We start from the raw sequence: 25,124 nt of genomic DNA on the forward strand, positions 1-25,124 counted from the left end.
CTGCAGGAACCGCGCTGCGCCCCTTACCCGGTCGCGGCAACCCTCGGACGACCCGTGGCCTCAACGCTCACATGGGCTTCGATGAACACCTCACGCGCTTCTACGCCTGCCATGCGAACGTCCCGGCTCACGCTCACCTGAACATCCGCCGCGCCAGCTGCCACAGCCGCCGAACGTGCCGCTTGCTCCAACGTGCTTTCCAGCAGCGCCATGGCCTCCGCCTGTGACGCGAAATCCTGCGGTCCGGCCTCCAGATGCACGCGGAATTGCCCTTCGCCGGGGGATGTGACCGTGCCGCTGCGCCGCATCGTGACACGCCCGACAACCGCGCCAATCGCGTTGGCCACATCCGCGTGGCGCGGCAAAATCATGTCACTTCCCAGCGCTTCACCGACCTGCGGATAATAGCTCGACGCTGAGGCACCCAACCCAACCACTGGCACATTCAACCCGGTGTTGATCCGCACCAAGTCACTGTCTCCCGACAATCCGCGCTGCATCAATTCATGCCCGGCCAGAACCTCCGGCGGGTCCTCAAACGGTATGTCTTCTCCAGCGAATGCCGCCTCCAGCAGGGCCAGTTGCGTCTGGTGCCGCAGTTGCGCCACGACCTGTTGCGCCATCTCCTCAGCGCCCCCGGCCAAAGAGTTGCCAGACCCCGCGCGTTTACGTGCCAGAAGTTCCAGCGCCTTTTGCGCCGCAGCCCCGTCCCAAGCCTCGGACAATCCCAGGACATGACAGGCATCAGAGGGCGTCACGCCACTCACCTGCACCAACCCGCGCCCCACAAGCCGCGCCAAGGCACTATGCTCCAGACGGGCGCGCAAGATCTCCGCCAGCGGATGAACACCCGCGCCAATGCGTTCTAAAACCACCGTCTCGCGCGCATCAAGGCCCTCGCGCGACAGCCCCATAATGGCCCGCACGAACCGCGCATCAAACTCACTTGGCACCGTGTTGCGCAACTGTTTGTCCAAGGCCGCGTGCACCACGTCGGGGGCTTCCATCGCCATCAAGGACACCGGCAAAACCCGGCGCGGCCCCAGAACCAAGCCCCCTTGCAGCCCCTCGCTCACGGGGTGAACCTCGCTGTCTCCGCCCAGACCGGTGGTGCGCATGGCGACGGCCTCGACCATAGTGCGAAACCCGCCAACGCGCGCCCCACCCTGGTCAATCATCGGCTTGCCGTCCTTGAGCAGCGCAATATCCGTCGTCGTCCCGCCGATGTCGCTGACAAGCGCACGATCAGCCCCCGTCAACCAGCGCGCCCCGACGATGGAGGCCGCAGGACCACTCAGGATCGTCTCAATTGGACTCGCGCGGGCCTGCGTGGCGGAGATCAACGCCCCATCGCCGCGCACCACCATCATGGGCGCGCTGACGCCAAGGTCGATCAACACTTGCTCCGCGCGTCCGATCAACCTGTCTATCATACCAATCAGCCGCGCATTCAGCACCGCTGTCACCGCGCGTTTAGGCCCATTCAGGCGCGCAGACAATTGATGCGAGGCGGAGACCGGTCTGCCGATGATTTTGGCAATCAACGCGGCAGCACGCTGTTCATGCGCGGGGTTACGGGTAGCAAATTGCGCCGCCACGGCAAAACCGCTGACCCGGTCCCTTTGCGCTTCCAAAAAGGCGCGGATCGCAGATTCATCCAAAGCATGCGCTTCGCTTCCGGCATGATCATGACCCCCGGCGCAAACCAGATAGGGGTCGCCCTTCAGCGCATCGCTCAATCCTTGGGTGGCCAAATCGCGCTCGCGAAACCCGATATAGATCAGCGCCACGCGCCCACCCTGCCCCTCCACCAATGCGTTGGTGGCAAGGGTCGTGGACAGTGACGCCATGGAAATATCAGAGGCCGGGATTTCAGCAGCCTCCAGAACTGCGCGCACCGCACCGCCGACGCCAATCGCCAGATCCTCGCGGGTTGTGAGCGCCTTGGCGGATGCGATGACCTCGGTTTCATCACGGATCAGCACCGCATCGGTATAGGTCCCGCCCGTGTCCACGCCCAATAGAACCGTCATGATGCGTTCCGTCTTTCAGGTTTGCGGTGTCTGGTTCGTGGCTTGAACATCATGTCACATCCAATTGCGCCACGGCCCAACGCGCGGCATCCGCCACGACCGGGTCCGGATCCTCACTCAAACGCATCGCAACATCGCGCAGATCGGGCAGACCAGAATTGCCAATCGCATAAAGCACGTTGCGCACGAACCTGTCTCGCCCGATGCGCTTGATCGGGGAGCCAGAAAACAACGCGCGGAACGCAGCATCATCCAATTGCGCCAATTCAGCCAGCCGCGCATCTTTGAGTTCCGGTCGCGCAAGCAATCGGATGTCGCGCGCCGTTTCGGCGAACTTATTCCACGGGCAAATTGCGAGGCAATCATCACACCCATAGATGCGATTTCCCATACGTTTGCGTATGTTTTCCGGAACCACACCTTTGTGCTCAATCGTCAGATAGGAAACGCATTTACGCGCATCTAATTGATAAGGTGCGACAAATGCCTCTGTCGGACAGATATCCAGACAGGAACGGCATGATCCGCAATGATCAACCTCTGCAGCATCCGGGGCCAATTCAAGCGTTGTGAAAATCGCGCCCAGAAATGCCCAGTTGCCCCAATCCCGGCTCACAAGATTGGTGTGTTTGCCCTGCCAGCCGAGGCCGGCCGCAGCCCCCAGTGCCTTTTCCGGCACCGGGGCCGTGTCCACAAACACCTTGACCTGCGTGGCGTCCCCCGTCTCGGCAATCAGCCAGCGCGCCACCCGTTTCAACCGCTTTTTCACCACATCATGATAATCGCGCCCCTGCGCATAAACCGAAATCGCGGCGCGCTCAGGATGACCCAAAACCTCCAGCGGATCATGCTCGGGCGTATAGCTTTCGGCCAACATGATCACCGAACGCGCCTCCGGCCAAAGCGCTGCGGGATTGCCACGCCATGCCATGCGTTCCGCCAACCAACTCATCTGCCCGTGATAGCCCGCCGCGACAAAGGCCTCTAACCGCGCGGGCACCTCAGGCACTGCATCAGGGCGGCAAATCCGACAGGCCACAAACCCCTCCGCCAATGCCTGATCAACCAGCCGTGTCTTGAGCGCGGACGTCATGCTTCATTGTTCCGCAAATATGCATGCACGCCGTCCGCCTCAAAAATCGAGGTCATTATAATGCCGCGGCGGTGGAAACCCCGACACCTGATCGGCCAAAATCGACCGGAAGGCCGGGCGCGACTTGATCTTGGCGTACCAGTCCTTGACCACATCCGAACGGTTCCAATCCACGTCGGAAATATAATCCAGCGCACTCAGATGCGCAGCGGCAGCGAAATCAGCCAATGTCATATTGTCCCCCGCCAACCAGCGGCGGTGGTCCAGCAACCATGTCATGTAATCAAGGTGATATTTGATCGCCTTGGCCCCGGCCTTGACGTTGCCACTGTCGGGATAACCCTTGCTCATGACCTTCTTGTTGACCCGCTCATAGAGCAGCTTGGACGTCACCTCATGGTGGAATTTATCATCAAACCAACTCACCAGACGGCGCACTTCCTGCTTGGCAATCGGATCGCTTGGCATCAAGGCCGGGTCCGGGCGGGTTTCTTCGATGTATTCACAAATCGAACTGCTCTCGGCCATCATGATCCCGTCGAGCTTAAGCACTGGCACCTTGCCCGCCGGATTGCGGCGCAGGAAATCGGCGTCCTCTTCCCAATAACGTTCCTCGACGAGTTCGACCTCAATCTTCTTTTCCGCAAGGCTCAGGCGCACCTTGCGACAAAACGGCGATAGAGGGACATGAAACAGGCGCGCCATGGGAACATCCGGGTTATTCGAGGTCATCCTTCAATGCCCGCAACCGACATCAAATTCAACTCTCGAAACATCTCGATCGACCATCTTTGCTGATTGTTGCTGCCCCGGACAGAATGGCGCGGGTGCGTTTGCGCACAAAATCAGACGGGCGACTTGCAGAGCGCCCTTTGGGGTCAGGCAAAATCGCCGCCAGACGCGCGGCCTGAAGATCGGACAGCTGATCGGGGGAGACGCCGAAATAATGCTGCGCCGCGGCCTTCACGCCAAAAACGCCTGTGTCGAATTCGGCCACGTTCAGATAAACCTCGACAATCCGCCGCTTGGACCAGATCGCCTCCATCACCGGGGTCAAGATGGCCTCCAGCGCCTTGCGCGTGTAATTGCGCCCATGCCAGAGATAGACGTTTTTCACCACCTGCTGGCTGAGGGTGGAGGCCCCCCGGTTGCTGCCCTCGGCGATGGCCTGTTTGATTGCAGGCAGATCAAAACCCCAATGATTGCAGAAATTTGCGTCCTCTGCGGCCACAACGGCACGCGCCATGACCGGGGCAATCGCTTCCATTGCGACCCACTCCTGAGACACACCGCCCAATTGGCGCGATTGAGCGGCCATATAGGGCGTGGTCGGCGGGTTCAGCACCGCCCCCAAGGCGATCAAAACAAGCACGATAGCCACCACGGCCAACATCCCGCGCAGCAGATAGCGCCGCATTTTGCGCAGCCCTTCCCGCCACCGGGACGTCGTTTTACGAGACTTCTTTTTACTGCGCGCTGCCATATGCCAAGCTATAGGGCGACGCGGTCCTGTTGTGAACCAAGGATGATAAATTACGCAGACACCTGAACCGCCAAACCCGATGGCATCCGGGATACCACAGATAAAAAAGGGCCCCGCAGGGCCCTTTATCTATTCCGCAGGCATCGCCTGATTTTCAATCTCCAGAGGGGCTGGCAAATGCACCAGCATCTCCTTGGGGCATACTTGCAGGAAGTGGTGTTTCTCACTGTCCCAATGCTGCAGGATATCGGCCGCATGTCGGCTGCCCGTCTCGCGCAGATGCGCCTGCAGCAGCTCTTCAAGCTCCTGCATCCAGTGATCGACGGTGACCGGACAGGTGACCAGCGTCTCCATGTTCATCAGCGCGGGCGCTTTGCCCTCAGGGTCATAAAGATAGGCCATACCCCCGGTCATGCCGGCGCCGAAATTGGCCCCGATATCGCCCAGAATGACCGCCACACCGCCGGTCATATATTCACACCCGTTGGATCCGCAGCCCTCGATCACCACGTGGGCACCGGAATTGCGCACCGCAAACCGCTCCCCCGCGCGCCCGGCGGCAAACAGATATCCGTCGGTCGCGCCATATAGCACCGTATTGCCGATGATGGTATTCTTGGACGCCTCAATCGGCGAGGCCATGGGTGGGCGTAAAACGATCATGCCGCCCGACAGACCCTTGCCCACATAATCATTGGCATCCCCCGACACCTCAAGCTTCAGGCCCGGTGCAGCAAAGGCACCCAGCGATTGCCCGGCAGAGCCACTGAGTTTTACCGTCAGGTGGTCAGGCTGCAACTTGTTGCGCATGCCAAATTTCTGGACGATATGGCTGGAGGTGCGCGTGCCGACCGTACGATGGGTGTTTTGCACCGCATAAGACAGCTGCATCTTTTCGCCATCCTCCAGGAAGCGCGCCGCATCCCGCACAATTTCCGCATCCAGTGTGTCCGGCACGGGATTGCGCGACTTTGCCCGGTCATAGACGATGTCCGCCGCCCCATCCACGGTGATCAACAGCGGGTTGAGATCCAGATCATCCAGATGCGCTGACCCCCGGCTGACCTGCGCCAGCAGATCCGCTCGCCCGATCACATCGTCCATACTGCGCGCCCCGATCGAGGCCAGGATTTCGCGCACCTCAGACGCATAAAATGTGATCAGGTTGACCACCTTATCCGCATTGCCAGTGAACTTCTCGCGCAGGGATTCATCCTGCGTACAGACGCCCACGGGGCAGGTATTGGACTGGCACTGGCGTACCATGATGCAGCCCATCGCGATCAGGGCTGCGGTGCCGATGCCATATTCTTCGGCCCCCAGCATCGCCGCCATGACGATATCGCGCCCGGTGCGCAAACCACCGTCGGTGCGCAATGTCACCCGGCTGCGCAGGTTGTTCATCGACAGGACCTGATGCGCCTCGGTGAGACCCATTTCCCAGGGTAGGCCAGCGTATTTGATCGAGGTCGCAGGGCTGGCTCCAGTGCCGCCGTTATGACCCGAAATCAGGATCACATCCGCTTTGGCCTTGGCCACCCCGGCGGCAATTGTGCCGACCCCGGAGGACGCCACAAGTTTCACCGTCACCTTGCAGCGCGGGTTGATTTGCTTGAGGTCATAAATCAGCTGCGCCAAATCCTCGATGGAATAGATATCGTGGTGGGGCGGTGGTGAAATCAGCGTCACGCCTTTGGTCGAATGACGCAGCCGCGCGATCAGGTCGGTGACCTTCATGCCCGGCAATTGCCCGCCCTCACCGGGCTTGGCGCCTTGCGCGACCTTGATCTCCAGCTCCTCGCACATGTTGAGGTATTCCGCCGTGACGCCAAAGCGCCCTGACGCAACCTGTTTGATCTTGGCGCTCGGGTTGTCGCCATTGGGTTCCGGCACGAAATGTGCGGGATCTTCACCGCCCTCACCACTGTCGGATTTCGCCCCGATCCGGTTCATCGCCACGTTCAGCGTTTTGTGCGCCTCGGGGCTCAGCGCCCCAAGAGACATACCCGGAGTGACAAAGCGCTTGCGAATGGACGTGATGCTTTCGACCTCCTCCAGCGGGATCGATGTGCCCAGCGGTTTGATCTCCAGAAGGTCCCGCAGATGGATCGGCGGGTTGCTTTGCATCTTGGAAGAATACTGTTTCCACATCGCATAGGACGCCTTGTTGCACGCCATCTGCATCATGTGCATTGAGGTGGCTTCCCATGCATGGGTTTCGCCGGACTGACGTGCCTTGTAAAAGCCGCCGATGGGCAGAACGGAGGAGGCAGCCCCCCATGCCTTGGCGTGAACTTCCTCAGCCTTGCGCTGAATGCCGATCACACCAATGCCCGAAATCCGGCTGGTCATGCCCGGGAAGTATTCCGCCACCATCGCACGTGACAGGCCGACGGCTTCGAAATTGAGGCCACCGCGATAGGAGGAAATCACTGAGATGCCCATCTTGGCCATGATCTTGAGCAGACCCTGATCAATCGCCACGCGATAACGATCAATCGCTGTGGTCAGGCTCATGTCCAGCAAGCCCCGCTCAATCCGGTCCGCCAGAGAATCCTCGGCGAGGTAGGCGTTCACGATGGTCGCGCCGGCCCCGATCAGCACGGCAAAGTAATGCGGGTCAACGCATTCCGCCGAACGCACATTGATAGAGGTGAACGTCCGCAATCCTTTGCGCACCAGATGGCTGTGCACAGCCGATGTGGCCAGAATCATCGGCATCGCGACCTTATCTGCATCCGACATCTGATCGGTCAGGACGATATGCCCGGCACCGGAACGCACCGCGTCCTCGGCCTCCGCACGCAGGCGCTTTAACCCCGCATCCAACGTCTCTTGACCGGGCTTGAAGGTGCAATCGAGCGTCACCAGATCGGCGTTGAAGTGTTTGGTCAGCTCGGCAAACTGCGCATTGCCCATGAACGGGCTGTCCAGAGTCAGAATCTCGGTCTGGCTGCTGTTCTCATCCAGCACGTTCTTGAGGTTGCCAAACCGTGTCTTCAGGCTCATCACTCTGAATTCACGCAAGGAATCAATCGGCGGGTTGGTCACCTGACTGAAATTCTGGCGGAAAAAATGGCTCAGGGGCCGGTATTGCCCGGACAAGACCGCAGAGGGCGTATCATCGCCCATGGAGGCAAGAACCTCTTTGGCGTCTTCCGCCATCGGGGCCAGTATCTGCTCCAGTTCTTCAATGGTATAGCCCGCCGCCACCTGCCGCTTGCGCAACTCGGCGCCGGTGAAAATTGGCGCCTCGGTCACATCACCCAACGCCTCTTCGAGGTCGTTGATCTTGCCGACCCAATCGCCGAACGGCTGGGAAGCGGCCAGTTTGTTCTTGATCGCCTTGTCGTGGAACAATTCGCCCTTTTTCATGTCCACGGCCAGCAATTGACCCGGACCCAGCGCGCCTTTTTCAACGACATTTGCCTCATTGAGCGGCACCATTCCGGTCTCTGATCCCGCGATCAGCATCCCGTCATTGGTCACCACATAGCGCATCGGGCGCAGCCCGTTACGATCCAGCCCCGCACAAACCCAACGCCCGTCGGTCATCGCCAAAGCCGCCGGACCATCCCAGGGTTCCATCACCGAATTGCAATAGGAATACATGTCGCGCCAGGCCTGCGGCAATTCAATCGCCTGTTTCGACCAGCTTTCCGGCACCAGCATGGTTTTGGCCATCGGCGCATTACGTCCTGCGCGCACCAGCACCTCGAACACCGCATCCAAAGCCGCACTGTCGGATGATCCGGCGGCCACAATCGGTTTGATATCTTCAGCCATATCGCCAAAAGCACCGCTCGCCATGCGGATCTCGTGGCTCTTCATCCAATTGAGGTTGCCTTTAAGCGTGTTGATCTCGCCGTTATGCGCCAACATGCGGAACGGCTGCGCCAACCACCACTGCGGAAAGGTATTGGTCGAATAACGCTGGTGATAAATCGCAAAGGCGCTCTCGAACCGCTCGTCCATCAGGTCGGGATAGAATTCCGCAACCTGCTCGGCCAGCATCATACCTTTATAAATGATCGACCGGCACGACATCGAGGCGATGTATAATGTCGGGACCTGCGCGGCCAAAGCGGCCTTTTCGATGCGCCGCCGGATCACATAAAGCTCGCGCTCGAATGTGTCCTCATCCACGCCCTTGGCATTGGAAATCAGGATCTGTTCGATCTCGGGCCGGGTCGCATTGGCCTTTTCGCCGAGGCAGGAAATATCCACCGGCACATGACGCCAGCCATAGATGTAATAGCCCATGCGCAACACTTCGGTTTCTACTATGGTACGACATGTTTCCTGTGCGCCAAAATCGGTGCGCGGCAAAAACACCTGACCCACGGCGATCATCTCGCCTGTGCGCGGGTCATGCCCGGTCCGCTTGACCTGATTGTAAAAGAAATCGACCGGAATTTGCACGTGGATGCCCGCACCGTCGCCGGTTTTGCCGTCTGCATCCACCGCGCCCCGGTGCCAGATCGCCTTCAGCGCCTTGATGCCGTTTTCCACGACACCCCGGCTCTTTTCGCCGTCAATGGACACGACAAGACCCACACCGCAGGAAGAATGTTCCTCGGATGTGTCATAAAGACCGTTTTCAGCCATGTAAGCGCGTTTTGCTTCTTCGCGCGCGACCCATGCGTCATCATATGTGGTCATCAGTTATCTCCTTCAACGAATGGATGGGCCGCCTGCACATCGGCCCGCGTCTTGCGACGATGATCGCCTTTCAGGCAGACATAGTCCGGTGCGAGGTCGGTATAGATTTCAGAGATCAGCGCAAAATTGGCTGCCTCTTTGAAGCTGCCCGGAAAAAGCTCGATCTCTTCTTCATCGGGATCGGTGGACTTCAACCACACGGCGCTGCCGCAGGTTGTACAAAATCCGCGTTCCGAAAAGGACGATGACGCATAGCTCGACACCGGCCCCGTGACATGCACGGCCTCCGCCGCCGCGACGAATGATCCGAAAAGCATCCCGTTCCACCGCTGGCACATGATACAATGGCACGCTCCGATGGCCGCGACATAGTCTCCATCAACCGCAATTGTGACCTCTCCGCACAAGCAACGGCCTGACAGTCGGCCAGTCCGCTTGTAGGGAGCGATGATCGCCTCGCGGGCTGCGTCTTCGCTCATCCGCCCTCTCCCTCGAACATCGCAATCGTTTCGGCGGTGCTTAAACGGCGATGATCACCTTTGAGGCCGTAGCCTTGCGGGCATTGATCTGCGAAAAATTCCATTTTCATGTCACCACCGGCGGCGTTTTCAAACAATCCGGCGGCCAGATGGCGCGCGCCGTCATGTACGGTGCCATACCAAAGCGTTGATCCGCAGGTCTCGCAAAAGCCCCGTTCGGCCCACTCGGAGGAGCGAAAGCTCTTGGCCGGGCCTTCAATGATCATGCTGTCCTGTTCGGTATCGAGCGAAATGAACATACCACTGGTATGCTGGCGGCACATGTCACAGTGACAGGCGCGCAGACGCGGGTTGGGCGCGTGCGCTTTTACCGTGACCGCCCCGCAAAGGCAGCGTCCTTCAATCAGTGCTGCATCGCTCATGGCCTGTGCTGCCTCGGATAGGTCAGCGATGCCGCCCTATTGGCGGAGGCCCGTATTTGGCCGTGCACCAGATCAGTGTACAGGCTGTGTACAGGGTGTGTACAGGCTGTGCGTCTCATTCCGCGGCCAGTGCTGCGGCGCTAAATCGGCTCAGGATCGCATCTGCGCAGTCACGACCATCGCGAATGGCCCAGACCACCAGCGACGCGCCGCGCACAATATCCCCCACAGCATAAACCCCGTCGAGGTCGGTGGCTCCGCTGGTGAATTCCGCCTTGATCGTGCCCCAGCGGGTGACCGGCAAATCCGGTTCATCCCACAAGGTCGGCAGGGCTTCTGGCTCAAAACCCAGCGCCATGATCACGATGTCCGCGTCCTCGATGTAATCCGCACCTTCGATCACTTCGGGGGCCTGACGTCCGGTGGCATCGGGCGCACCGAGGCGCATTTTCTGCACCATGACGCCCGTGACCGGATCGCCAACAAACCCTTTGGGCGCGGAGAGCCATTCAAAAATTACGCCTTCTTCTTCGGCGTTTTGAACCTCGCGTTGCGAGCCCGGCATATTGGCACGGTCCCGGCGATAAAGGCATTTCACTGACGTGGCTCCCTGACGTACAGAAGTGCGCACACAATCCATGGCCGTGTCGCCGCCACCGATCACGACAACACGTTTACCTTCGGCGTTCAACTCGCCGGAGTCGAACTCAGGCACAGCGTCGCCAAAGCTTTTGCGATTGCTTGCGGTCAGGAAGTCAATGGCCCGTACAAGCCCTTTGGCACCGACACCCGGCGCTTCGATTTCCCTTGTTTTATAGACACCTGTGGCGATGATCACCGCATCATGTTTGGCGCGCAAATCGGCAAAACTGATGTCTTCGCCAACATTTGTGTTCAACTCGAACGTGACGCCGCCCTCTTCGAATTGGGCGTTGCGGCGCATCACGATGTCTTTTTCCAGCTTGAAACCGGGGATGCCGTAGGTCAGCAATCCGCCCGCGCGATCATAGCGGTCATAGACAGTGACCTGCACACCCGCCCGGCGCAAAACATCCGCCGCCGCCAGACCACCTGGTCCGGCGCCAATGATGCCAACCGACTCCGCGCGCTCCTGTGAAGGGGAGATCGGCAGCACCCAGCCTTTGTCAAACGCCGTGTCGGTAATGTATTTCTCCACCGCGCCAATGGTCACGGTGCCATGCCCGGATTGTTCGATCACACAGTTGCCTTCGCAGAGGCGATCCTGCGGGCAGATACGGCCACAAATCTCGGGGAACGTGTTTGTTGCCTGGCTGACCTCATAGGCCTCCTGCAAGCGCCCCTCCGCTGTCAAACGCAACCAATCGGGGATGTTGTTGTGCAGGGGGCAATGGCTCTGACAATAGGGCACACCGCATTGGCTGCAGCGGCTGGATTGCTCCTGCGCCTTGGCTTCAGCGTACTCTGCGTAGATTTCATTGAAATCTTCCCGGCGCATATCTGCAGATCGTTTCTCGGGCATATCCCGATCCACGGTCACGAATTTTAACATGGGCTGTCCGGACATCGATCAACTCCTCCACAAAAGTCAGAAACGCACCCTTACGCGAACCTAAACAGGAAATAAAGTCAGCAGTACTTACCTATATACGGAAATTTGCAATTGGGAATCGTCAATTTTTGAAATTTCACGGATTTTTAAATCCGATTCGGACCTATATTGGCGCTTTTCTTTTGATTCCCTCGCTTTATACCACAGAAACCTGCGCCATACCGGAGCCTTTTAGATGACGCTTTTCCAGCTCTTTCTCGTCGCCATGATACAGGGGCTTACCGAGTTTCTTCCGATCAGCTCGTCGGGGCATCTTGTGCTCCTGCCGGCTCTTACCGGGGGGGATGATCAGGGGCTGGCCATTGACGTCGCCGTGCATGTCGGAACGCTCTTTGCCGTGGTTGCCTACTTCTGGGCGGACGTCAAAATAGCGCTTTTGGGAACAACCCGTCTGCTGCGGGGGCGTGTGGATACGCAAGGGGCTTTTCTGGCCCTGTGCTTGGCGATCAGCACCGTGCCTGTGGTTCTGGCGGGCGCCGCCATTAAGTTGAGCGGACTGGATGAGGCCATGCGCTCTGTTACCGTCATCGGATGGACGATGCTAGGATTTGGTATCGTTCTCTATTGGGCTGATAAAACAGGGAAAACGGATCAAAAAGCGTCGAATTGGTCCTTGAAAGATGCGGTTCTGATGGGCCTTGCGCAGGTTCTGGCGCTGATCCCGGGCACATCTCGATCAGGCATCACAATCACTGCGGCGCGCCGCCTTGGATACGCACGCGAAGACGCCGCAAAACTTGCAATGCTGATGTCGATCCCAACCATTGCCGCATCCGGCATGCTGCTGGGCGTTGACGTAGTTCAGCAGGCGGACTGGAGCATCGCGCGCGACGGCCTCATCGCGGCGGCGTTCGCCTTTGTCGCAGCCCTCCTGGCGCTGACCCTCATGATGCGCCTATTGCGCAGCGTCAGCTTTACGCCCTACGTTATTTATCGGGTGGTATTAGGCATTATCTTGCTGATCTACGCCTATTCGTGAGCGCGGAGGTTTTCTGCTGATTTCTTGATCGCGTCATACTGACCTGACGGACGAAACCGCCACAGATAGTCAGGCAATACAGACGCCAATGATACTGGCGTTATACCCAGATCTTCAAAGGTTCTGGCACCATCGCTGACGATGTTGTCATTGGCAAGATTTCGCACCTGATCTCGTGTGATCAGAGAATTGCTAAACAGTCCGAGCGTCAGTGTTTGCAGCAAATCAAATCCGGCACCCATCAATCTGGCGACAAAAAATGGTGTGTTAACAATTAGCTTGCGCCGATGGATCACACCCAGCATTTGCTCCATTAGCGCTCGGAAACTGGCTACATCCGGACCACCAAGCTCAAAGACGCCCGCGTCGACATCGCCCGTCAATGCATGTTCCGCCGCTTGAGCGACATCATCTACATACACAGGTTGAAACAGCGTCTCCGCGCCAACAACCGGCAAGATTGGCCCCAGGCGGCTCATAGAAGCGAAGCGATTGAAGAACTGGTCCTCTGCGCCAAAAACGATTGAAGGCCGCAGGATTACAGCTTTCGGAAAGTGTTCCTGGACGCCTGCTTCGCCCAAAGCTTTGGTCTGGGAATAGTCGCTGTCTGAGTCAGGGTCCGCCCCGATGGCGGAAATATGCACAAGTTTGGAAACGCCCTGTTCACGGGCAATCCGGGCGATACGCGTGGCCCCTTCAGCCTGCACTGCGCCAAATTTATTCTTCCCCGATTCAGCCAAAATTCCCACGCAATTTACGACAGCGTCCGCGCCTGCCATCACAGCCTCGACTGAGGCATCGTCCCTGACATTGCACAGGACAGGCTCGACCTGACCCACAACACCGTATGGCTTTACAAATATCGCTTCATTGGGACGGCGCACGGCAACCCGAACACGCCAACCGGCTTTTGCCATCCGACGGGCAATGTATCGCCCGACAAAACCCGAACCGCCATAGATCGTGACCAGTTTTGACATAGCTCGCTCCATCCAATCGCCTGCAATCGATGTAGCGCTGCGAAGACCGTGAAACAAGGTACAATTACGAGTGCGCACGTTTCGCAAGGGGCAGAGTTGATCGCGGTACAGTGTGGAAAAATCTTTCAGCGAGCCCGCCAAAGACAAGCCGGAAATTCCTTCAATTTCCGTTTGACAGATCTCTAGCTTGGCCTTAAACGCAACGCTCACGACACCTGCCCAGGTGGCGGAATGGTAGACGCGCTAGCTTCAGGTGCTAGTACTCGCAAGGGTGTGGAGGTTCGAGTCCTCTCCTGGGCACCACTTATCCTTCAAAAATTCCTTATATAGCTGTTTTTACTTGCCTTATCGACTTGAGATGATGCGGTTTCACATACATTATCGCATACAAAGCACATACAATCACGGCTCTATCAGTGGAAATTAAGCACGTAACCAAACTCAAAAATGGCTCCTATCTGTTTCGACGCAGGCTTCCGGTTAAAGTCTTCAGAGCCACCGGGCATGAGTTCTTTGAAATTACAATGCGGAGTAAAGACCTGTCCTCTGAGAATTTCATGAAGGAACATGCCCTGCTATTGCGAGAGTGGAAAGCGCTGTCGGATACCTACAAAGCGTCCATAAAGGCGACAGAGCTTTCACCTCAGCAAGCCTACAATGAAGCTCTCAAGAAGCGCGCAGAGTTGCTGAATGGAGTTGTCGGCCTGTCGGAGGCAGACGCAGTATCGGTCATCCTCGAACATAGCGGAGATCAGTTCGAAAGTTTGACGCGGCGCGTATTGGCGGACCCAAAAGGCGCAAAGCCTGCCTACACGTTGGCAGACGCCTGCGTGAAGTATGTGAAGGACAAAGGCATTGGGTCCAATATCAAGAAGATGCAGCGCATTGACAGAGCCTTTGACCGACTGGAGGAAGCGATAGGTGCCCCAAAGGAAATCGCATTGGTGGACCTCAAGAAGAAACATGGAGAGAAGTGGTTAGATACTCTGAAGGATTATCGACAAGCTAACGGGCAACCCTATGCAGTCGACACCATGAAACGCATGACGAACGATCTGAAGGCCGTTGTGAATCATGCAATCACCTACGTGGACTTTGACAAACCAGTTTCAAACCCGTTCACGAAACTTCCCTTCCCCTCAGAGGAACAGATCAAGGCTGTAGAGCGAAAGGCATCTACGCCAGATGACATGATGCATTCAATAACTGCTCGAATAGCCCAGCGCGCCCGCGTCCCAGATTTATTGACAATATGGAAGATGCTCACTGTAACCGGATGTAGGCTCTCTGAGGTTGGCTTCCTCCAGATGAAAGACATCGACCTCGACGGAAGCCAAAGTGGAGGTATTCCAGTGGTTCATGTTAGGCCGAATGAATTCAGACGAATAAAAGACTTGGCCACAATGCGCACCTTGCCGCTTGTTGGAAGAGGCCTTGAAGCTGCACGCCAACACGAAGCCAAGAGGTCTGCTGAGGGTGCTGGACCGGGTGATGCTCTCTTTCCCGCATACGCAAAAGTGAAAAATGATGAAAACGCTACAGATACGGCGGCTTCTAATCTTTCACAAACGCTGATGAAGCACGTCCACGCCGAGAGCGGTGGTGATCGAAGGATTGTAGTTCACAGCTTGCAACACAGACTACTTGATAAGCTCCGCGATGCTGGAGCCTCAGAGGCCACCCGTGACCCGTTTGCTGGACATGCATCCAAGTCAACCGGAGACAGGGTCTACGGCAGCGTAGCGGCGCGCGTTCGGGAGTTGCACCGGTATGCCCTTAAAGCGGACCTGTGAAGACTGCAGGCTTACTCTTCGCTTGAACTTTTGGCGAGTTGTCCTTTGTCATGGCGATAGCCTTTCCGGCGTTCTACAAAGGCAATATCACCTTCGCTTCGAACGTTCACCAATGCTGAAGATACCCAAATCCGCTGACCATTTTGTAGTTCACGCTCGTGCGCACGTCGCAAATGCGGAATCGGGCTTGCATGAGAGCCTGAGGCGACAGCGTTACTTCTATTGCTGGCCCCAAGAGCCGTCAGATATTCTGCGGTTCCAACATCCCAGTGAGATGGTATAGCCAGCTTCCCGCGCTTCACTCGTTTTGCGTTGATAATACTTGGAGCGCGCTTTAGGTCGACACGACACCCACGAGTGTTCAGCACCGCAATGGCAAGCGGGTAAAGCGACAAACTTGCTTGCTCTGCATCCCTTCTTTTTCCATCTGCATTTCTGGCTTTGATAGTTGTGCCAGCTGGAGTGTGTTCGTAAATGAAGTAAGCAGTTCTGTGCAGACCTTTAGGCAAAGCAAACAATTGCGTGACAAATACTGCCCTATTCTTCTGAGGCTCGACGAGTTCAACGAATGTCAGTGGTTTTGGATCACCATTCTGCTTGATCGTCGACAGACGAACTATGGCGATCCATGGGTGCAACTCGAACGGTTGACCGATGTGGTCTTTCAAACCTTCTACAACATCAGTCACACGACCGTGCAACTCTTCGGAATTTTCAAACGTTCCCAACTCAAAAATTCGTCCCTCGTCAATGACACCTTTCGGGAAAATTTTATGGTCAGCCAGCCTGGACAGATTTTCAAATATTCGTTGCAGTTTCATTTCTAAGCCCAAACACACGCTTCATATACCAGCATCACTTGGCGCAAGTTTCGAGGGATATCAAGATAGGCCCTTGGCACACCCGCTTGGTTCCGGCGGTAGGAGGTGGTGGCTTCCTAGGCGATTATAAAAAATGTTTAATTACAGTGCTTTGAGGTCTTTTTGTAGAGTCGGTCAAACCCGAAAGTGTGTCGTAAGGGCCACGTTTTGTGTGTCGTATCGGGGGCAAAAGATAGCTTGCCGACTATTCTCTGTTTGGAAATGTGGTCAAGTCTATTAGCGACTTTCGATGCAACAATTTTTTTTTTGGCATTTTGTAGCATCAAAAGCAAATTGCCGAGAATATGAATTGACTAGTTCCGTTTTCGGAACTACCAATTGATTGGTTCCGAATTCGGAACAATCCCAAAATGGCAGACGGCACCGGGCCGCGCCTCTCAGGAGAGAAGAATACAGTGACCAATCACAGACGTGATGCCTCTTACGCGACAATGTGCTCTTACTTTGGACTTTCCGCCCGAGATTTGGCGGAGATCGGGGGTTTCTCCGATAGATTTGCACGCGATATTTTGGCCGGTCGAAAATCGTTTCCACAAGACACAAAGGTAGCTCTTTTTCAGCTACTCAAGGATTTCAAGAAAATAGTCGAAGCAATGAAGTCAGACGTTCGAGCGGGCGAACGCGTCGTCTACATATACCGAACAAATGAGCAGCTACGTGCTTCACCTGTTGGAAAAATCTGGCCAGCAATTGGTAAATCCGACGGAGGTTTCGTTGGTCCTTACAGGACAGCTGCATGGGAGGTTTACAGTAGGTCTGGCGACGTAACGCAGGGCCAAGGTCTCCCGGTCAACTTGGTCTTCGCTGAGATGCCTGACTCAACTTAACTTAAAGAGATCAACCTCCGAGACAACACCTTTGAAAGGCAAGTCGCCTCAAAGGGAACTGGATCGCGGCACCCACAGGAAACCGCCTGTTCGGTTCTCTGCCGCGTGCCAAGACACCAATACCAATATTGACGGTAAAACTATGTCAGACCTCTTTATCAATACCTTCACAGAAATCCGAACATGCACCTACAAAGACGACACTTACGACGTTAGAGACAACGGTGCGATACTACGCAGAAGACGCCTTAGTGGCAGGCACCGCAAGCTAGACAATTATTGGACCTTCGGGACCAAAAACGAAAAGACCGGCTATGCTAACTTTGGAAGTGACCCGGTCCACCGGATTGTCGCCACCGCGTTTCACGGTGATCCACCAACCAAGCAGCATATCGTTGATCACATTGATACAAACAGAATGAATAACCGGCCTGAGAACCTTCGATGGATTACAAAGCTCGAGAATATGTTACTCAACCCAATAACCCTTAAGCGCATCGTCGAAGCTTATGGCTCAGTTGAGCAATTCTTCGCCGACCCCTCGAGGCCAAAAAACCAGCCCTTGCCAGGTCAGTTTAATTGGATGCGAACGGTCTCGCGTGATGAAGCAGCGGCTAGCCGGACGAAGCTCGAAAGTTGGGCAAACAGTTCGAAGAAGTCTTCCGGTGGTAGCCTAGGTGAATGGTTATTTGAGCACCGCAATCAAGTAGATCCACCCAAGTTGCCTGAGATAACGAAGGCGCTTACGGATGGTGCTTTGCAAGCAAATTGGGTTACGCCATCAGAATTTCCACTCTGTCCGAAAGCGGGTGAAGGGGGGTCGCTTTCCGAATACGCGAGTGCTCTACGTTTCGGAGAGACATTCTCTAAAAACGAATATGGTCGATCATTTATCGTCGAGGGCGGCCACGATTTTAGAAGCAACTGTTTGGTTGTCGTGTGCCGAATTGAGAACGCGCCGATCAACAATTGGGGCATCACAACAATCTACCTGCACGAGGGGAATTTTATTCATGAAAACAAAGGAACCTATTTGACGCTGGTTGAGGCTGTAGAAATCTACGCAGCAGGGACAGGCGACAGTTTCAGTCCAGACGCGTTCGAACCAAACCTAGGACCAAGTTATGGAACATGATGGGGCGCGCCCGTAGCGGGTAAAGCAAAGCTGCGGAAATCATCCGCTGATGATGTTCAATTTCTGCGCGCTTGGTAGATAAACTCGCAAAGAGCGAGAAGCCCCGATTGACTTTTTGAGTTGTGACGCCAACCGTGAGCTAAAATCTTCGGAGAGGAAATTACTAAAATAAAATGCAAGATAGCAGATTTTTAGTAAGTGATGTCGGGAGAACGTATTTCGCTCCAATTCCATTGCAAGCGTGTGTCCGTCGTCAGGGTTTTTGGCACCAAAGGCGGCCTAAGCTAAGAGAGAGTTTGGCTCATCTGGTTGGTTTGATTATGCGGCGTGCTGGCGGTGATGCAAGCGTCGCGCTTCGAGTGTCTTTCGTTTGATCTTTTCGCGTTGTTTTAGAATGGCTTTGTCACTCCCGAAGTAGACGTCAGCAGGTGTGACGTTGTTGATGCTCTCGTGATATCGCTGATGATTGTAATGATCGACGAAGGCTTCGATTTGCGCTTCGAGGTCACCTGGCAGGAAGTAGTTTTCCAGCAAGATGCGGTTCTTCAGGGTTTGATGCCACCGCTCGATCTTGCCTTGGGTTTGCGGATGATAGGGGGCTCCGCGCGAGTGCTTCATGCCTTTGTCTTTCAACCATTCCGCCAGATCCCCGGAGACGTAGCTTGATCCGTTATCGCTGAGCAGACGTGGCTTGTGAACGACATGGACCTGATCACAGCCAGACGCTTGCAACGCGAGGTCCAGTGTATCGGTCACGTCTTCGGCCCGCATGTTCGTGCAGAGTTTCCAGGAGACGATGTAGCGACTGTAGTCGTCCAGAACCGTACTGAGATAGAACCAGCCCCAACCAAGGACCTTGATGTAGGTGAAGTCGGTCTGCCAAAGCTGATTGATGGCCGTGGTTTTGTCTTTGAACTCGCTGGCGGCTTTCATGACGATGAAGGCTGGGCTGGTGATCAGATCATGCGCTTTGAGCACGCGATAGACAGTGGATTCTGACACAAAGTAGCGCTCTTGATCCGTGAACGTCACTGCCAGTTCGCGCGGTGACAGCTCTGTCTCTTTCAAGGCGAAGTCGACAACCTTGCGCTTCACGTCGTCAGGCACGCGGTTCCAGACATGCTTTGGCTTGGGCGATTGGTCCTGCAGACCAGCCTCACCGCGTTGAAGATACCGGCCGTACCAGCGATAGAACGTGGTGCGCGGAATGCCGAGCTTGGCTAATGTCAGACGGGCCGACAGATGCGACCCCTCGACCAGCCGGATGATCTCAAGCTTCTCAGATGCGGGGTACCTCATTCGTGGTCGCCCCCATCTATTACCCGGCAGGTGAATGTCTTGCATTCACTGAGAGGGCCCGAGCATGCTTTTTTTGAGAAGACGCAGTTCGAGCGTTTGTTCTGCCACCACCTCTTTGAGCTCCTTGGCTTCGCGGCGCAGTTCCTTGACCTCATCAGTGTTCGCAGCGCGTGCTGTGTCCCCAGCTAGCCGCTTCTTTCCGGCCTCCATGAAGTCTTTCGACCATTTGTAGTAGATGCCCTGCGATATCCCTTCACGGCGGCACAGCTCAGCAATGCTGTTTTCACCACGCAGACCATCCAACACGATCCTGATCTTCTCTTCAGATGAATAGTGCTTGCGCGTTGCACGTTTAATATCTTTGACGATCTTCTCGCCAGGGCTCTTCGCTGTCTTTCTCATCGTCCACTCCTCGGTGGTTACGATGAGCAACAAACACTCCCTTAGCAAATAACCCTATTTGGATCCATAAGCGCTGACGTCAGACACTCCGCTCTTGCGGACTTCTACAGCTACACGGGCCGCCAATCGATTGATCCTGAATTGCTGATCCGCATGCTGCTGGTAGGATCCTGCTTCGGCATCCGATCCGAGCGGAGGTTGTGCGAAGAGGTGCATCTGAACCTAGCCTATCGCTGGTTCTGCCGCCTTGATCTGACAGACCGCCTTCCAGATCATTCGACTTTTTCCAAGAACCGGCACGGTCGGTTCCGTGAGAGCGACCTGCTAAGGCATGTGTTCGAGACAACCGTGGCACGCTGCATGGAAGAAGGGCTCGTCGGTGATCAAGGTTTTGCTGTGGACGCCAGTTTGATCAGCGCCGACGTCCAGAAACAGAACTCCAGCAACCCGGAGGACTGGGCAGCACGCGACACCGATCCGACGACAGCGCCACGAGCGGTGCGCGAGGACCTGGGTACCGTTGATGACGAAGCATTTGGTACAGCCACCACCGTCAAACCCAAGGTCACCGCCCATGCTGACCCCGCCAGTCAATGGACAGCTGCACGCAAAGGTCCCGCATTCTTTGCGTTTTCTACCTATTATCTGATCGACACCGATCACAGCATTATCGTGGCTGTGGACGCCAGTCGGTCCAACAAGACCGCTGAGGTCGGTGCTGTGCTCAAGATGCTCGATCACACGGAAGAACGTTTTCGTGTGAAGCTTGATTGGATTGCCGCCGATACGGCATATGGGTCTTCCAACAATCTGGTCTGGCTTGCACTCAAGCACTAAATCCTTCCCTTCATCCCCGTCTTCGACAAGGGCGAGCGAACCGATGGAACTTTCTCTCGATCTGACTTCACTTGGGATGACGAGAACGACCTTTAGGTCTGTCTGGGCGGCAAAGAGATGCAGCACACTTAGCGGACTTATTCCGATTCCAAGCGAAACGCGCCAGACTGGCGAGCCCGCAAGTATCAGGCGCGGAAGTCTCCAAATCAAGCTGCAAGCGCTGGCGGCACCAAAAGCGCTACAGGTGCGAGTTTTTAGCCGCTGCGGCGCAGCAGGAGAACCAGCCGTTGGTTCAAGACGCGGCGAATAAAGAGGACGCAGTTCACAGGTCACAGGTCACAGAACTTCTTGCCGTCGCGTTTCAAGCCAACGCCTCCAACGCAACTGTGCGGGTAGAATGGCCCGGTCAGACCACCAGCGGCGGAGCGGAGCGGCGTCGCACACATGGGTAAGCTAAATGCAGATGCCCTCTATTCTTGCCGAAAGTCTGCAAACAGAGGTGTGCGCAAAAAACTTTAGGCGCGCCTGAAGCACCGTAGCCCCAAAAGACCAAGGCCAGAAAGAAGCAGCCAAGCGGGAAGTGGTCCCGGAACCGGCGACGGCGTGGACTCGATGAACGCGAACGCCGAGGCTTCAAGCGAAAAGGACACGCTTGCGAACGGGTCGAGGTAGTCAATGGGTGTGTCAAACACATCCAGCAAATCGTCGTCGAACACGCCAAAGCAATCAAAGCCCGCAGAGCTGTAATCGGCATCGGTGCAGTCATACCTCCCGTTCGTGGAGGTAAAGGCCGACCGAAAGCCCAACTCGACAAACGCGTTCGAATCGTAACGCGCATCGCGGATCACCACACCATCCAAAAACTCTGTCGAGGACTGGCTCATAAGCTCGTATTCGACATAAAGCTCAAGCGCCTCACCAAGCGGGTTGGTGAAGGTTACGGTTGCGCTGTCGCTATCAGCATCCCGTCCGTTGGCGCTGTCCACGAAAGCACTGGCGCTGACCGAGGTGCGACCATCCACAATCAGATCAACCTGCTCAAAATCGGTCTCAAAGGTGGACGCAGTGATCGCGATGGACGCAAAGCCAAACGCAGAGCTGATCGTCGACGCGGCACCCGGTGACGCGGCGACGATCACTAAGGCAAGTGCATATCGTGCAGGTTGCATCTGAAATCTCCGAAATCCGTTTCTAGCCTCGCGCGTACGGCACGCCTCTGTCAACAAGTTATGAGCCCCGGCAGAATTCCGCCGCCCTTGCGCCGATACGCCTCTTACCTGTCCAGGAGAAGTCGAGGAGAACGGACATTGGTGCTGATGCACCGAGCTCACAGATTGTCCCGCGTTATACTTGTCTGACCAAGCTGCGGCGAAAGCACGGTCTCGGTTTCGGGCAAATCGACGCCGGAGAATGACCAGTCTGGCGACGTTGGTTGCAGCGCAGCGACAAGCGTACGGCAACTGCAAGCGGATGCTGCGTCAGCAACATGCCCTAACATCAATGTCGGAAAAGTCCGCGTTTCCGTCACTAACAAGATGTATTTCAAACAGCTGCTTTTGAACGTGCCCAACCTATCGGTACCGGTCGATGAACCCCAATGATTGTCGGCATCCAATTCTGCAGATGTCGCCATCGGGTTTAGGACCCTACAACACACCACCCTGCTGCAACTCTGCGTGTAAGCGGGTTACCACGTCGTGATGAAAGGCGTCCGCACGTTGATCTGGTTGTTGGCCTGTAATGCGCGCATACAAAGGGTCTTCGGCAACGATTTCGGACGCTGACATTTCTTCTAGCATCGCATGACCGTAGAAGGGCACGTAAAGCTCTGAATAGCCACCTTCATGCGCGGCAACCAGTTTGCCCCCAGTCACCTCCATCACTTGCCGTGTCATCTGTTTGTAGGTTTTGGGCGAACACATCATACGGGCCAATGGGTCAAACCCAGAGGCATCGAACCCGCAAGCAATGATCACCAGATCGGCATCAAATGCCTTGAGCTTTGGAACAACCAGTCTTTCCATCGCGTCGACATAGGCCTTATGTCCGCAGCCCTGTGGCAGCGGAATGTTCATGTTGAACCCAGCCCCCGGTCCTTCGCCGACGACATCTGTGCTGCCGGTGTCATGAGGGTAACACCGATCCTGATGGATCGAGATTGTCAGCACATCATTGCTATCGAGGAAAATCGCCTCGGTTCCATTGCCGTGGTGCACGTCCCAATCGACGACCGCAAACTTCTTCCCAAGCCCCGCCGCGCGCGCTGTTTCAATGGCAATCGCGATGTTCGCCAATAGACAGAACCCGTTTGGGAACTCCGGCAAACAATGATGCCCCGGTGGACGCGACAAAGCATATGCATTCCGCGCCTGACCGGTCTGCACCACCTCGATCGCTTTGGTCACAAGACCGGCAGACAAAGCAGCGATCTCGAACGCGCATGGTCCGAAAGGTGTGCGCGACCCGAGCTCTGCGCCACCATTGTCAGATTTTGATTTGAACGTTTCGAGATAGTCCTGCGGGTGCACGCGAGCCAAGTCTCCCATGCTGGCCCGCGGCGCATTCATCAAGTCAAGCTCTGCAGACAGGCCAGTTACATCCATAAGGTTCTTTAGGGGGCGTTTGGTCTCTGGGGCTCCGGCAAGCCGGCCGCACCCATTGGCTGCACCAATCCACCTACAGGTGCAAGAAGAGCATAATTACCACCGAAATGCCAAAAGCATTTCTCGCCCCAAACAAAGGCTGTTTTGTTAGTCATTTTGGTTTCCGTTGTTCCAGTTCAAACCGCTTCATGTGCAGCAAGCACACGGGCAGCAGTGCTAAGCGAACCGGAGCCGTGAGGTATGCTATGCGCGATCATGGCTGTTTCGATCGCGCCAAGCACACCCATCACCATGTGAATATTTAAATGGCCCATATGGCCGATGCGAAAATGATCTTCGACCTCATCCAAGGGAAACCCCAGAGAATTCCCAAGGGTCACCCCTGCTTCATCCTGGCACCAACGCCGGATCTTGTGGGCAACACCTGGTGCGGTATTGATCGTCGTAACACCTGATGCACGTTTCGTTGGATCTGTTATGTTCAAAGCAAGCGCACCCGCTTCTGACCAAACGTCGACTGCGGCGCAGGCGGCCCGGGAAATTGTGGCGTGCCTTGCCCAAACGGCCTCCATCCCCTCTTCATCCAGCATCATCTGGAGCGTTTCACGTAGGGCAAACATGTGGTGGCCCGGCGGGCTACCAGACCAACGCAGATACAAAAAACTTCGATTTGGCGCGATCAGTCCAATCCCAATACTGATCAGGATTGGCGTGGGTGCGTGCGGCATCAGCTTTTTCATTGAAGAACACAAATGATAGGCCAATTGGGTTCATCATTCCCTTCTGTCCCGCAGACACCGCGACATCAACACCCCACGCGTCCATCTCGAACTGGTCACACCCCAGTGACGCGATGCAGTCCACCATGAAAAGCGCAGCATGTCCCGCAGTGTCGATGGCCGCGCGCAAGGAAGGGATATCGTTTCGGACTGAGGATGACGTTTCGGATTGTACGGCTAATACTGCTTTGATTTGACCGTCTGTGTAGGCGCGCAGAACATCCTCTAATCGCGCGGCATCAGCGTCTGATGTCATTCCATAGTCAATATACTCGACTTCGAATTTGTGGGTGGCGGCCACTTCCCCCCATTTGTGGGCGAAAAATCCATTGCTAAGCACTACGATCTTGTCGCCCTCATTCAGTGTATTTTTGATTGCCGCTTCCCATGCCCCGTGCCCGTTCGCCAAGTAGATCGCCGCGTAGCCTTCTGTCCGGACAACTTTCTTCAGCTGTTCCAAAAGGTGATCGGTCATCTCGACCAGTTCACCTTCATAAATGTTGGCCGAAGGGCGATGCATCGCGTTCAGCACGCGTTCAGGCACAACCGTCGGTCCCGGGATGGCCATGATCGGGTGGCCTTTGTTGAGCGACATGTCGGGATCACCTTTCTACTTACGATTTTCTGTCTAAAGCGGCTGAAAGGCTGCTGAGCCGCCCTCGTCTATGAACACAAAATCACAAATGCATAAGTATATAAAATATAAACTTTGTTCGTATATCGCTACAAAATATATATACGCGAGCATCTGCGCTTATATATCAGATGTCACATCTCTCACAAATTATATATTTTATACTCTTTTCAATCTGTGCTCTTTTTCGTCAAAACGCAGGAGTTGCGACA

General features: G+C 55.8%; 16 protein-coding genes, 1 tRNA gene and 3 pseudogenes. 5 read left to right on the plus strand and 15 right to left on the minus strand.

All coding sequences use genetic code 11. The features are described 5' to 3' along the window. Positions 1-23 precede the first annotated feature (23 nt). From R8G34_11490 to R8G34_11525, 8 genes are all read right to left on the minus strand, one after another. Entirely contained in the window at positions 24-2,033 is a 2,010-nt protein-coding gene (locus R8G34_11490; protein ID MDW3223490.1) for a hydantoinase/oxoprolinase family protein, read from the minus strand. Between the two features lie 49 nt (positions 2,034-2,082). Beyond that, entirely contained in the window at positions 2,083-3,126 is a 1,044-nt protein-coding gene (gene queG / locus R8G34_11495; protein MDW3223491.1) for a tRNA epoxyqueuosine(34) reductase QueG, read from the minus strand. A gap of 39 nt (positions 3,127-3,165) precedes the next feature. Next, a complete protein-coding gene (locus R8G34_11500; GenBank protein ID MDW3223492.1) occupies positions 3,166-3,831 on the minus strand; it encodes a glutathione S-transferase family protein in 666 nt (221 codons plus the stop codon). Between the two features lie 55 nt (positions 3,832-3,886). Beyond that, positions 3,887-4,543, minus strand: a complete 657-nt coding sequence (mtgA, locus tag R8G34_11505) for a monofunctional biosynthetic peptidoglycan transglycosylase (protein MDW3223493.1) — start codon at positions 4,541-4,543, stop codon at positions 3,887-3,889. Between the two features lie 195 nt (positions 4,544-4,738). Next, positions 4,739-9,271 (minus strand): glutamate synthase large subunit, encoded by a 4,533-nt coding sequence (gltB, locus tag R8G34_11510; GenBank protein ID MDW3223494.1) that lies wholly within the window; start codon positions 9,269-9,271, stop codon positions 4,739-4,741. Beyond that, positions 9,271-9,750, minus strand: a complete 480-nt coding sequence (locus R8G34_11515; protein MDW3223495.1) for a GFA family protein — start codon at positions 9,748-9,750, stop codon at positions 9,271-9,273. Before R8G34_11515 ends, gltB begins: the two co-directional genes overlap by 1 nt. Further along, positions 9,747-10,172 (minus strand): GFA family protein, encoded by a 426-nt coding sequence (locus tag R8G34_11520; protein MDW3223496.1) that lies wholly within the window; start codon positions 10,170-10,172, stop codon positions 9,747-9,749. Before R8G34_11520 ends, R8G34_11515 begins: the two co-directional genes overlap by 4 nt. A gap of 115 nt (positions 10,173-10,287) precedes the next feature. After that, entirely contained in the window at positions 10,288-11,718 is a 1,431-nt protein-coding gene (locus R8G34_11525; protein ID MDW3223497.1) for an NAD(P)-dependent oxidoreductase, read from the minus strand. A gap of 220 nt (positions 11,719-11,938) precedes the next feature. Between R8G34_11525 and R8G34_11530 the strand changes: the two genes are divergently transcribed. Further along, on the plus strand, positions 11,939-12,742 hold the full coding sequence (locus tag R8G34_11530; protein MDW3223498.1) for an undecaprenyl-diphosphate phosphatase: 804 nt from the start codon (positions 11,939-11,941) through the stop codon (positions 12,740-12,742). Here R8G34_11530 and R8G34_11535 read toward each other — a convergent pair. Continuing rightward, positions 12,733-13,722: a complex I NDUFA9 subunit family protein gene (locus tag R8G34_11535; protein MDW3223499.1), complete on the minus strand. Its 990-nt coding sequence runs from the start codon at positions 13,720-13,722 to the stop codon at positions 12,733-12,735. The genes R8G34_11530 and R8G34_11535 overlap by 10 nt on opposite strands. Before the next feature lie 217 nt (positions 13,723-13,939). Here R8G34_11535 and R8G34_11540 point away from each other — a divergent pair. Next, a tRNA-Leu gene (locus R8G34_11540) sits at positions 13,940-14,025 on the plus strand. A gap of 113 nt (positions 14,026-14,138) precedes the next feature. Continuing rightward, positions 14,139-15,515 (plus strand): tyrosine-type recombinase/integrase, encoded by a 1,377-nt coding sequence (locus R8G34_11545; GenBank protein MDW3223500.1) that lies wholly within the window; start codon positions 14,139-14,141, stop codon positions 15,513-15,515. Between the two features lie 11 nt (positions 15,516-15,526). On the opposite strand, the gene R8G34_11550 is transcribed toward R8G34_11545, so the two are convergent. Continuing rightward, on the minus strand, positions 15,527-16,336 hold the full coding sequence (locus R8G34_11550) for a hypothetical protein (protein ID MDW3223501.1): 810 nt from the start codon (positions 16,334-16,336) through the stop codon (positions 15,527-15,529). 1,029 nt (positions 16,337-17,365) lie between these two features. On the opposite strand from R8G34_11550, the gene R8G34_11555 reads away from it, so the two are divergent. Then, a complete protein-coding gene (locus R8G34_11555) occupies positions 17,366-18,358 on the plus strand; it encodes an HNH endonuclease signature motif containing protein (protein ID MDW3223502.1) in 993 nt (330 codons plus the stop codon). A gap of 318 nt (positions 18,359-18,676) precedes the next feature. Here R8G34_11555 and R8G34_11560 read toward each other — a convergent pair. Then, positions 18,677-20,059, minus strand: a pseudogene (locus R8G34_11560) (IS3 family transposase). Positions 20,060-20,152: 93 nt separating this feature from the next. Between R8G34_11560 and R8G34_11565 the strand changes: the two are divergent. Further along, a pseudogene (locus R8G34_11565) lies at positions 20,153-20,989 on the plus strand (transposase). 422 nt (positions 20,990-21,411) lie between these two features. Here R8G34_11565 and R8G34_11570 read toward each other — a convergent pair. The 4 genes and pseudogenes from R8G34_11570 to R8G34_11585 form a co-directional block, all read right to left on the minus strand. After that, entirely contained in the window at positions 21,412-22,065 is a 654-nt protein-coding gene (locus tag R8G34_11570; protein ID MDW3223503.1) for a hypothetical protein, read from the minus strand. Positions 22,066-22,542: 477 nt separating this feature from the next. Next, a pseudogene (locus tag R8G34_11575) lies at positions 22,543-23,654 on the minus strand (class II histone deacetylase). 21 nt (positions 23,655-23,675) lie between these two features. After that, positions 23,676-24,119, minus strand: a complete 444-nt coding sequence (locus R8G34_11580; GenBank protein MDW3223504.1) for a hypothetical protein — start codon at positions 24,117-24,119, stop codon at positions 23,676-23,678. Between the two features lie 16 nt (positions 24,120-24,135). Continuing rightward, positions 24,136-24,873, minus strand: coding sequence for an aminotransferase class V-fold PLP-dependent enzyme (locus tag R8G34_11585; protein ID MDW3223505.1), 738 nt, complete (start codon positions 24,871-24,873; stop codon positions 24,136-24,138). Positions 24,874-25,124: the final 251 nt, after the last annotated feature.

Source organism: Paracoccaceae bacterium, from assembly GCA_033344815.1.
GTDB lineage: Bacteria > Pseudomonadota > Alphaproteobacteria > Rhodobacterales > Rhodobacteraceae > Roseobacter.

What these genes read in the sequence shown, in the direction of transcription:
- R8G34_11490 (MDW3223490.1), bottom strand. Translation starts at nt 2,033, where the DNA reads ATGACGGTTCTATTGGGCGTGGACACGGGCGGGACCTATACCGATGCG.
- queG (MDW3223491.1), bottom strand. Translation starts at nt 3,126, where the DNA reads ATGACGTCCGCGCTCAAGACACGGCTGGTTGATCAGGCATTGGCGGAG.
- R8G34_11500 (MDW3223492.1), bottom strand. Translation starts at nt 3,831, where the DNA reads ATGGCGCGCCTGTTTCATGTCCCTCTATCGCCGTTTTGTCGCAAGGTG.
- mtgA (MDW3223493.1), bottom strand. Translation starts at nt 4,543, where the DNA reads ATGCGGCGCTATCTGCTGCGCGGGATGTTGGCCGTGGTGGCTATCGTG.
- gltB (MDW3223494.1), bottom strand. Translation starts at nt 9,271, where the DNA reads ATGACCACATATGATGACGCATGGGTCGCGCGCGAAGAAGCAAAACGC.
- R8G34_11515 (MDW3223495.1), bottom strand. Translation starts at nt 9,750, where the DNA reads ATGAGCGAAGACGCAGCCCGCGAGGCGATCATCGCTCCCTACAAGCGG.
- R8G34_11520 (MDW3223496.1), bottom strand. Translation starts at nt 10,172, where the DNA reads ATGAGCGATGCAGCACTGATTGAAGGACGCTGCCTTTGCGGGGCGGTC.
- R8G34_11525 (MDW3223497.1), bottom strand. Translation starts at nt 11,718, where the DNA reads ATGTCCGGACAGCCCATGTTAAAATTCGTGACCGTGGATCGGGATATG.
- R8G34_11530 (MDW3223498.1), top strand. Translation starts at nt 11,939, where the DNA reads ATGACGCTTTTCCAGCTCTTTCTCGTCGCCATGATACAGGGGCTTACC.
- R8G34_11535 (MDW3223499.1), bottom strand. Translation starts at nt 13,722, where the DNA reads ATGTCAAAACTGGTCACGATCTATGGCGGTTCGGGTTTTGTCGGGCGA.
- R8G34_11550 (MDW3223501.1), bottom strand. Translation starts at nt 16,336, where the DNA reads ATGAAACTGCAACGAATATTTGAAAATCTGTCCAGGCTGGCTGACCAT.
- R8G34_11555 (MDW3223502.1), top strand. Translation starts at nt 17,366, where the DNA reads ATGTCAGACCTCTTTATCAATACCTTCACAGAAATCCGAACATGCACC.
- R8G34_11570 (MDW3223503.1), bottom strand. Translation starts at nt 22,065, where the DNA reads ATGCAACCTGCACGATATGCACTTGCCTTAGTGATCGTCGCCGCGTCA.
- R8G34_11580 (MDW3223504.1), bottom strand. Translation starts at nt 24,119, where the DNA reads ATGTTTGCCCTACGTGAAACGCTCCAGATGATGCTGGATGAAGAGGGG.
- R8G34_11585 (MDW3223505.1), bottom strand. Translation starts at nt 24,873, where the DNA reads ATGTCGCTCAACAAAGGCCACCCGATCATGGCCATCCCGGGACCGACG.